Source organism: Aeromonas molluscorum 848, assembly GCF_000388115.1.
Classification (GTDB): domain Bacteria; phylum Pseudomonadota; class Gammaproteobacteria; order Enterobacterales; family Aeromonadaceae; genus Aeromonas; species Aeromonas molluscorum.
This window is the reverse complement of sequence record NZ_AQGQ01000166.1, coordinates 1-8,517: the sequence shown is the minus strand read 5'-3', so window position 1 is coordinate 8,517 and position 8,517 is coordinate 1. Positions and strand designations below refer to the sequence as shown.

Genomic DNA, 8,517 nt, shown 5'->3' with positions numbered 1-8,517 from the left:
TCGACCAGCTGCAGCAGTTGTCACGTGCCACCGCCGATCAGGCCAGCGACGCTGGCGGCGCCATTCATGCCATCAACGAGGTGGTCGACACCATCACCGAGATGAATGCCCAGATAGCCAATGCCGCCAGCGAGCAGAGCAAGGCGGCCGATGAGATAAATCACCGCCTGGTCTCCATCTCCCAGCAGGCCAGGGAAGCGCAGGCCCAGAACTGCCAGACGGAGCAGGCGACGAGCGCGTTGGCACACTCGAGCGATGAGTTGAGTGCGCTAGTGAGTCAATACCGTACCTGATCCCCGACGCGTCAGGGATATTGGGGCGCAAGAGCGGTACTATTGTGTGGATCCGCGCCTTATCGCCGCTTAATTGGGGGGATATGGCCCGGATCCCCCCTTTTTAGGGATTTGACTTGAGTCCGCTGCACTTTTGGGACACCATTTGCCCCAACCTGGCCAGCATTGGCCCCGGCAGCCCGAAAGAGAGAGCACCATGAGCAAGCTAACTGACAACCTTGACGCCAATTTCCAACTGTTTATCGAAGAGGTCCGTGAGTCGGGTCAGCTGTGGGGCCTGCGCTACGGTGAGGATTGGGTGGTGTGCCGCTCCGCCGAATTTGAAGATGCCGATGTGATGCCACTCTGGTCTGCAGAAGGGGATGCCCGTCTGCACTGCGTCGATGAGTGGGCCGACTATGAGCCTGAGCTCATCGATCTGGAAGAGTTTCTCGATATCTGGATTGGTGATCTGGACGAAGATGATGTCCTGGTTGGACCGAACTGGAATGCGGAGCTGGAAGGCCAGGAGCTCGAGCCTATCGAACTGGCCAAGGCGCTGGTTGAACTGGATGCCTGAAGGTTAGCGACCCCATCACGCTACCTGCATTGAACCTGCGCTTCGTCGCAGGTTTTTTTATGGGCGTTTTGCCTTTGCAGCGCTGCCTCCTATGGTTCATCATGAACGTTTTGCCAAAGGAAGCGCCATGTTTGTATTCGAGGTGACGGGAGTTGAGGGGGAGTGCGGCGAGATCCGGGTGCAGGCTCTGGATTGGAGTCAGAGTGGCCCGGTAAGCTTCACTTGTACCGACGATAATCTGGCCGTTCTGCTACTGAGCGAGTGCCGCTGCGATGCCGTGGGCTTCTTCAATCTGCTGGCTGGCTGCAAGCCGCTCTATGTTGAGCAGTGGCTTGGCTATTTGCAGGAGAGTGGGCGTATTGCCAAGGCGTCGTGCCAGCAGCGCAGCCCCGCCGAGACGGACTATCTTGCCAGCGCCGGGTTGAGCAACGAGGAGCTCAATGCCTTGCTCGGTCAGATCTACCGGGTCGCAGGGTTCAACCGATTACAGATCAATCGTTACCTCAAGCATCGCCATAACCCAACCCTGCTGGCGACTCGCTACGATCAGAAAGAGCTGGAGCGCTATCGTCAGCTCAATGATGTCATTCTCACCTTGCTGCGGTTAAAGCACACTCAGTGAGCCAGCCCGACCGGCGCCGGCATAGGATGGGCGATGAGGTAGCCTTGCAACCCATCCACGTACATGCTTGCCAGTAGCTGTTTCTGGCTCGACTGTTCTACCCCTTCGGCTATGACCTGGCTCCCCATGCGGTGCGCCACCTCCACTATCATGCGCACAAACTTCTGGTTGGTACTGTCCTGCTCCAGATCGAGCAGCAGTGCCGGATCCAACTTCAGGTAGTCAGGTTTGATCTCCTGAAAAAGGGAAAAGGAGCGTATCCCCTGGCCGAAATTACAGATGGCCGAGCGGCTGCCACAGCGGCGTAGCAGCTCAAACAGCCGCCGGGCGCCGGTCAGTTGCCGGGACAGATGCTCCTCATCGAATTCGAAGACCAGATGCGCACTGATATCGGGCTCAGTGATGAGCTGGCGCTCCAGCCAGATGAGAAAACTGCTGTTATGGAGCAGATGGGGGGAGAGTTTGATGCCCCATCTGCTCTGTTGCCCCCCCAGGATTCTGTGCTCGCGGATCAGGTGCCGTATCATCAACTGGCTCAGCCGCATCAGCAGGTCCAGACGCTGGGCCATGGCAAAGAGGCTATCCGAGGCCAATACGGCCCCATCTTCCCCATAGAACTGGGGGTAGAGACTGTAGTAGGCCGGATGATGGCCATTGAGGAGTTCGATGGGCTGGTAGGAGAGCGTAATGCGTTCCTGCTGCATGATATGCTCGAGCACTTGGCGCCACTGCTGCTGACCCAGCCCCTCCTCATATTCATCCTCCAACTGAATGGACCAGCCGTTGATCTCTTGAGTCTGGGCACGCGCCAACGCCAGATCGGCACGGGCCAATATGGCCTCGATACGTTGGCCACTGCAGATGGGGGTAATGCCGCTGCACGCCACACTCTCTATCTTCTGGCTGTTTTGATAGAGATCGAATGCCAGCTTGAGATCCCGGCCGAGCAGAGGAAGGGGGGTGTTATTGATGGCATGGATCTGCACGGCAAAGTCTGCGCCCGAAATACGATAGATCCTGTGTTCCGGCCAGCGCTGGGCTGCTTGCTGGATCAGGGTCGCCACGTCTTTGAGGTAGGTATCCCCGGACTGAAATCCACGTTGACGATTGAGGCTCTCCAGTGCGGTGGCCCGGATCAACACCAGGATGGCGGTGCGGGTGCCTTGGTCTTCTTGTAACAGATGGGTGATATCGTGACGAAAACGTTGACGATTGGCGAGCTGGGTCAGGGGATCTTTCTCGGTGCGATGCTTGAGATCGTTGAGTTGCTGGCGCAGCTGATCCTGCTCAAGACTGTGGCGATTGAGCAGCTGTTGCAGAGCCAGGCGCTCCGGTGAGGGGGGTAGTGGCTCCGCCGAGCCTTGCTCAAGCGACTTGATGAGGGCCATCTGCCTTACCTCATGCGCCTTATGGCGGTGATAACGGCCATAGGCGAGGGCAAGCAGTGTGCAAGCGAGCAGTGCCAGGGTTGCCAGCAAGGGGTGATCGGCAGGAAGCAGGCTCCATTGCGCCAGCAGGATCAGTACCGTCATCAGAGGATAGGGAATAATGGTCTTGGACGGTTTTAAATGCATCCTAGGATCCCGTGCTTGGTTCGCTTAGAGTAAAGCATGCAGTCAGTATGGATGCTGCAGTTAAGTTCGAGCATAAGCCTTCCATAAGGGTAATCGGGATCCCGTAAATGTGAGTGAAACCACTTTCACGATCCCCGAAAAGAGGGAGTATGGGATGGAAACAGAGACAGAGACGTCGAGGTGAATATGTCGTTAGAGCCCATGAATACTGCCAAGGCACGGCAGCTGTTGAACCAGAGTATGGCCTTGGTCTTGGCAGGGGGGCGAGGAAGTCGTCTCAAGCAATTGACCGATAATCGCGCCAAGCCGGCAGTTCACTTCGGTGGCCGGTTCAGGATCATCGATTTTGTATTGTCCAACTGCATCAACTCTGGGATCAAGCGCGTTGGTGTGGTCACCCAGTACAAGTCCCACAGTTTGCTGCGCCACCTGCAATCGGGTTGGTCTTTCCTGCGCTATCAGATGAATGAATTCATCGATCTGCTGCCTGCTCAACAGCGGGTGGATGAGGTGCACTGGTATAGAGGCACTGCCGATGCCATCTATCAGAACGTCGATATCATCCGGGATTACGGTCCCAAATACATAGTGGTGCTGGCCGGCGACCATATCTACAAGATGGATTATGCCGCCATGCTGCTCGACCATGTGAGCCTGGGCGCCAAAGTGACGGTGGCCTGCATCGAGGTGCCGCGCTGCGAGGCATCCGCCTTCGGAGTCATGGACATAGACGAGCAGCGCAAGATCCGCGATTTCGTGGAAAAACCGGCCAACCCCCCCGCGATGCCGGGCTGCGATGACACCTCCCTTGCCTCCATGGGGATCTATATCTTCGATGCCGAGTATCTCTATCAACTGCTGGAGGAGGACATCAACAACCTGGAATCCAAGCACGACTTCGGCATGGACGTGATCCCGCGCATCGTCGGCGAGGGGATGGCTTATGCCCATCCATTCAGCATGTCTTGCGTCGGAGCGCGTGAGGGGCAGAAACCCTATTGGCGCGATGTGGGTACCCTGGACTCCTTCTGGGAGGCAAACATGGATCTGGCCTCAGTGGTACCGGATCTGGATATCTATGATCAAAACTGGCCTATCTGGACCAGCCAGATCATGACGCCACCGGCCAAGTTCGTGCAGGACAGGAATGGTCAGCATGGCATGACCATCAACTCGATCTTTGCCGGGGGATCCATCGTCAGCGGCTCCTTCGTGCTCAACTCGGTGCTCTTTACCAACGTGCGGGTGCACTCCTTCTGTACCCTGGATCAATCGATCATCTTCCCTGGCGTCGAGATAGGCAGCGGCTGTCGTCTGCGCCGTGTGGTGGTCGATAAAGGCTGTCTGCTGCCAGATGGCATGGTGATAGGGGAGAACGCCGATGAAGATGCTCGTCGTTTCTACCGTTCTGAAAACGGTATCGTGCTGGTGACCAAACCCATGTTGCAGGTCTTGACCAAGAAGTAGATCGAGGTTCACAACCCCCAATAGAAAAGGGAGCGCAACGCGCTCCCTTTTCGTTATGCGGATCAGCGGTTCATCTATTCGCTGATCCGTGCCTTGGCGGCCATCACCATGGCTGTGCCGTGCTGACCTCCGGCGGCGGTCACCTGAGGCACGCCATCTTCATCAGTGTCACTGCCCGCACCCTGGATGATGTTCTCACCAGAGTCACCCACCCATTCAGCCATCTGCATGCCGCCGTTGACGGTGCCACGGAACCAGCTCACATAACGTTGCGTCAGTTGCGCCAGCTCCAGAGCTGGGGCGTTCTCTGCACCGGTATTGCGCAGATTCAGCATGGCCGCGCGCAAGCCACCCGAGATGGCAGCCTGGGTCCAGGGGGTATAGTCACCCTGAGAGCCCACCAGCCAGGTACCCGCCTTGGCATTGAAGTAAGCCTTGTCGGTGGCGATAAACAGCTCACGGGCGGCATTGCGGTACTTGGTGTCCTGGGTCGCCAGGAAGGCCGAATTCAGGCCACGCACTGCGGCAAACTGGGCATCCACCGATTGTCCTGCATCAGGTTTGCCACCGAGCGTCAGGCCGTCGTAGACCAAGCCGTTCTTGCCCATCAACTGGTTCAGGATGAAGTCGGCCTGCTTGCGGACAAGCACCAGTGCCTCTTTGCCTTGGGGGGTGTTGAGGTTCAGCTCGCCATTGTCACCGGCGGCATAACCGACCGGCAGGGCATCCTGGGCACGCTGGAAGATCTGCAGAGCGACCAGGGCGTAGGCGGCATCGAAGGTGGTGACATGCTGACCCTGTTTGCCCGCTTTCCAGCTGTCGACCAGGGTGCCCGCTTTACGATTGAAATGCAGGGCATCGAGATTTTTGAACACCATGTTGGAGAGGTTCAGGGCCAGGGAGAAGGCATCCTGACCGGCGGTGGCCTTGCTTAGATCCCCGCTCTGATTGGCAACCGGGGCTGCGGCGAAGGGTTGACCATCGAACACGGCGTGGAAGGCCGGATTCTGGTTGCTGTTGGCGCTGCGCTGATCGCTGTAGGCGAAGAACTCAGACAGTGGCCACAGCAGCATCCAGCTGTCGCGCAACTGGGACGAGGCATCGACCAGATCTAGCTTGCCGATGGCGCCGACGTCATTCTTGGCGCTCTCGGTCACTTTCACCTGATGAGGGAAGTAAACGATCCCTTTGGCTGGGTCGTATTGCGGTGTGATGGCGGCGCCCAATTGTTTGCCGTCAAACCCCAGCTGGCCTTGCAAGATGGCGAGCTTGTCGATGGATTGCTCGGTCAGCATCATGCCGTTGAAGCCATCGGCGGCAGAGACGCCGAGTTTGTGTTTGCCATCCTGGTCCATGGAGGCGGAGGCGGCTTCGACCTCCTCATCGGTGGCGGCGACATGCATGCCGCCGAGGAAGTCCTGGGACCACATCACTTCCTTGAGCAGGATACCGCCGACGGCTGCCGGATTGAGCAGACTGTCCGAGCCGCTCCAGCGCAGCGTGGTGTAATCACGGAAGTAGGCAGGTACTTGCGTCTTGACGCTCTTCTCAACGCCTTTGGCTGTCTTGATGCTCAGTTCGTCACCATTGACCGGGCTGGCATTGACGGCGCCAGCAAACTGCGGCTTGGCCGACGAGTAGGGCAGGGAGAGGGGATACATGCCTTGTGGCACTTCATCTGCCGGGAAGCCAACGGCGTCGGCCATCGCCAATACTCGTTCGCCGAGGGCGGCCATGGTGCCACCCCGCGCCAGGTTCTGCGGGCCATTGACCAGATGAGGACCCATGCCGGACTGGTAGTTGAGGGCGTACATCGCCTCTTCGGAATACTCGTAGGACTCGATACCTGCGGCGAAGTCGAAGGGAGTCGGCTCATCGGCGCGATTGGGATCCAGCACATCCAGATCCAGTCCAAGGGCCTCGGCCAGAGGTTCACCGGACAGTTCGAATTCGGTGTAGGCCAGCATGTTGGCGGCGGTATTGAAGCTAGTATCTTCAACCTTGACGGCGGCGTGGGCAGCACTGCCCAGCAGCGCCAGGGTGATCCCCTGTACCAGTGCGGTTTTGTTCATGTATCCCTTCTTCTTATCTGTGATGTTGCAGCGACGCTTCTCATCAATCTAAATGAGAATGGTGTGCATTATGCGACATGCTATCAGTCATGAGAAGAAAAAAGCCGCTCGAAGGAGCGGCTGAATTAATCACAACAACTTGAAAGGGATCACCAGGCGTCCCGGCTCGACCTTGAGCCCTTCCACCTTGTCCTTGATGCGCGCCTCGTTCTGGTGATTGCCATCGAGGCGATAGATGGGGGTCTGGTTCAAGAAGAGGCCGAGGGATCGATTGAAGGAGGGCAGCACGGGCCCCAGTGCGGCACCTATGTCGGCAGGCTCCGTCTTGACCGAGAGCAGCTCGAGATCGCGCAGGTAGATGGCTCCCTGCTCGGCCACATAGTCGGGGCGGGCACTCAGCGTGAGACGGATCTTCATCTGCTGGCTGCCAAGGGGGCTGGTTACCTGCAAATCCCCTGCGGCATCGAGTTCAACTCTGTCGGCCTTGGCCCGGCCGATACGGCTTTGCATCTCGTCCAGGCGGATCTTGCTCGACATGATGCCCGGTATGCCGAGCTGCTTCTCGAAGGCCACCTGGTTTTTCAGGTAGTCATTGATCTCGCTCTCACTGACGTTGTATTGCGTCAAGGAGCAGGCGCCAAGCAGCAGGGTAAATGGCAGTAGTAACAGGGTGCGTAACAGGCTGGTTGACATGGGGTATCCAGGGATGGTCGTTAGAGGCTGCCATCTTACGGATAAACCATGAACTCGCCAACCCGGGAGCGGCTGGCCGAGCGACTGTAACAACAGGCGCAAGGGGCAGACACAGGATGAAGAGCGTAGCTCATACGGGGTGAAGGTTGCATCCGATGAGGGCGGTAACTGACCGTCCGGTTAAGGCAACAGGGATGCAGATGAAGCGAGATAAGTGGGGTATCTCCTGCCTAATGGCAGGGATATGTCATCACTGTGAGGGGATATTGATGAATTAACTGGTATAACCTGTCAGTCGCTTTACAATATGTTTCCCCCCACTTTTTGATCCGTTTCATGCCTGTGTCAGATCCTGTTTTCGATACCTCATTTCAAGCTCGCCTGCTCAGTCCCCGCTACTGGCTCAGCTGGTTGGCACTTGGCCTGCTCTTTGTCATGGCCTTCATTCCGGTGTGTCTGCGTGACAAGTTAGCGGACTGGCTGACCCCCCTGGTACTGCGTTTTTCCAAGAAACAGATCTATATCGCCAATACCAACCTCGATATCTGTTTTGCCGAGCTGAGCGAGGCAGAGCGCCAGGCCATCTTGCACAAGTCGGTGCGTATCGGTTTCAAGAGCCTGCTTGGCTTCGGGGAGTTCACGGTACGCAGCCCCGCTTACTTGATGAAACGTATCCAGGTCAGTGGTTGGCATCATATCGAGGCGGAGCAGGCCGAGGGACGCCCTGTTATCCTGGTCGTGCCCCACAGCTGGCCGGTGGACGCTGCCGGTTACTACTTTGCCCAGCGGGGCATAGAAATGTGCACCATGATGAAGAGCGCCCGCAACCCAGTGTTCGACTGGCACATCAATCGTGAGCGTGCCAAGAGCGGTTGCCGGGTCTATGAACGCCAGGCCGGCATCAAACCTATCATCAAGGCAGTCAAGGGAGGGCGCAGCTTCTTCTACCTTCCGGATCAGGATCATGGTCGCGAGGCCAGCATCTTTGTCCCCTTCTTCGGCCGTGCCAAAGCCACACTGCCTGCCTTGCCCAGGCTGGTAAAACTGACCGGCGCCAAGGCCGTGCCGCTGCTTGCCTGCTATGACGAGGCGCAGCACTGCTATCGCCTCGAGATAGAGGCGCCCTTTGCCGATTACCCGAGTGGCGATCTGCAAGCCGACACCCTGCATATGAACCAGATGGTGGAGGGGCAGCTCAGGCGCCACCCTGGCCAATACATGTGGTTCCTCAAGATCT

7 protein-coding genes and 1 pseudogene are annotated in these 8,517 nt (G+C 57.7%); 5 read left to right on the top strand and 3 right to left on the bottom strand.

The genetic code is table 11. The features are described from left to right. The 3 genes and pseudogenes from G113_RS17020 to G113_RS17010 form a co-directional block, all read left to right on the top strand. Positions 1-293 (top strand): annotated as a pseudogene (locus G113_RS17020) (methyl-accepting chemotaxis protein); the annotation flags it as partial. Between the two features lie 196 nt (positions 294-489). Then, positions 490-852 carry a DUF2750 domain-containing protein gene (locus G113_RS17015; RefSeq protein ID WP_005907707.1) on the top strand — a complete coding sequence of 121 codons (363 nt, stop codon included), beginning with the start codon at positions 490-492 and terminating at the stop codon, positions 850-852. A 127-nt stretch (positions 853-979) separates the two neighbouring features. Next, entirely contained in the window at positions 980-1,474 is a 495-nt protein-coding gene (locus G113_RS17010) for a hypothetical protein (RefSeq protein ID WP_005907706.1), read from the top strand. Here G113_RS17010 and G113_RS17005 read toward each other — a convergent pair. Then, positions 1,468-3,048, bottom strand: a complete 1,581-nt coding sequence (locus tag G113_RS17005) for an EAL domain-containing protein (RefSeq protein ID WP_005907705.1) — start codon at positions 3,046-3,048, stop codon at positions 1,468-1,470. The two genes, G113_RS17010 and G113_RS17005, sit on opposite strands and share 7 nt — an antisense overlap. A gap of 186 nt (positions 3,049-3,234) precedes the next feature. Between G113_RS17005 and glgC the strand changes: the two genes are divergently transcribed. After that, complete coding sequence (gene glgC / locus G113_RS17000) at positions 3,235-4,515, top strand: glucose-1-phosphate adenylyltransferase (protein WP_040319349.1); 1,281 nt, start codon at positions 3,235-3,237, stop codon at positions 4,513-4,515. Between the two features lie 74 nt (positions 4,516-4,589). Here the strand turns inward: glgC and G113_RS16995 are convergent, their stop codons facing one another. Both G113_RS16995 and G113_RS16990 read right to left on the bottom strand, forming a co-directional pair. After that, the gene (locus G113_RS16995; RefSeq protein ID WP_005907702.1) at positions 4,590-6,587 is read right to left on the bottom strand and encodes a hypothetical protein; all 1,998 of its coding nucleotides are present in this window, start codon (positions 6,585-6,587) and stop codon (positions 4,590-4,592) included. Positions 6,588-6,716: 129 nt separating this feature from the next. Continuing rightward, entirely contained in the window at positions 6,717-7,268 is a 552-nt protein-coding gene (locus tag G113_RS16990; RefSeq protein ID WP_040319350.1) for a lipoprotein, read from the bottom strand. Positions 7,269-7,616: 348 nt separating this feature from the next. On the opposite strand from G113_RS16990, the gene G113_RS16985 reads away from it, so the two are divergent. Next, the coding region (locus G113_RS16985; protein WP_005907699.1) for a lipid A biosynthesis (KDO)2-(lauroyl)-lipid IVA acyltransferase at positions 7,617-8,517 on the top strand (901 nt) is incomplete at its 3' end.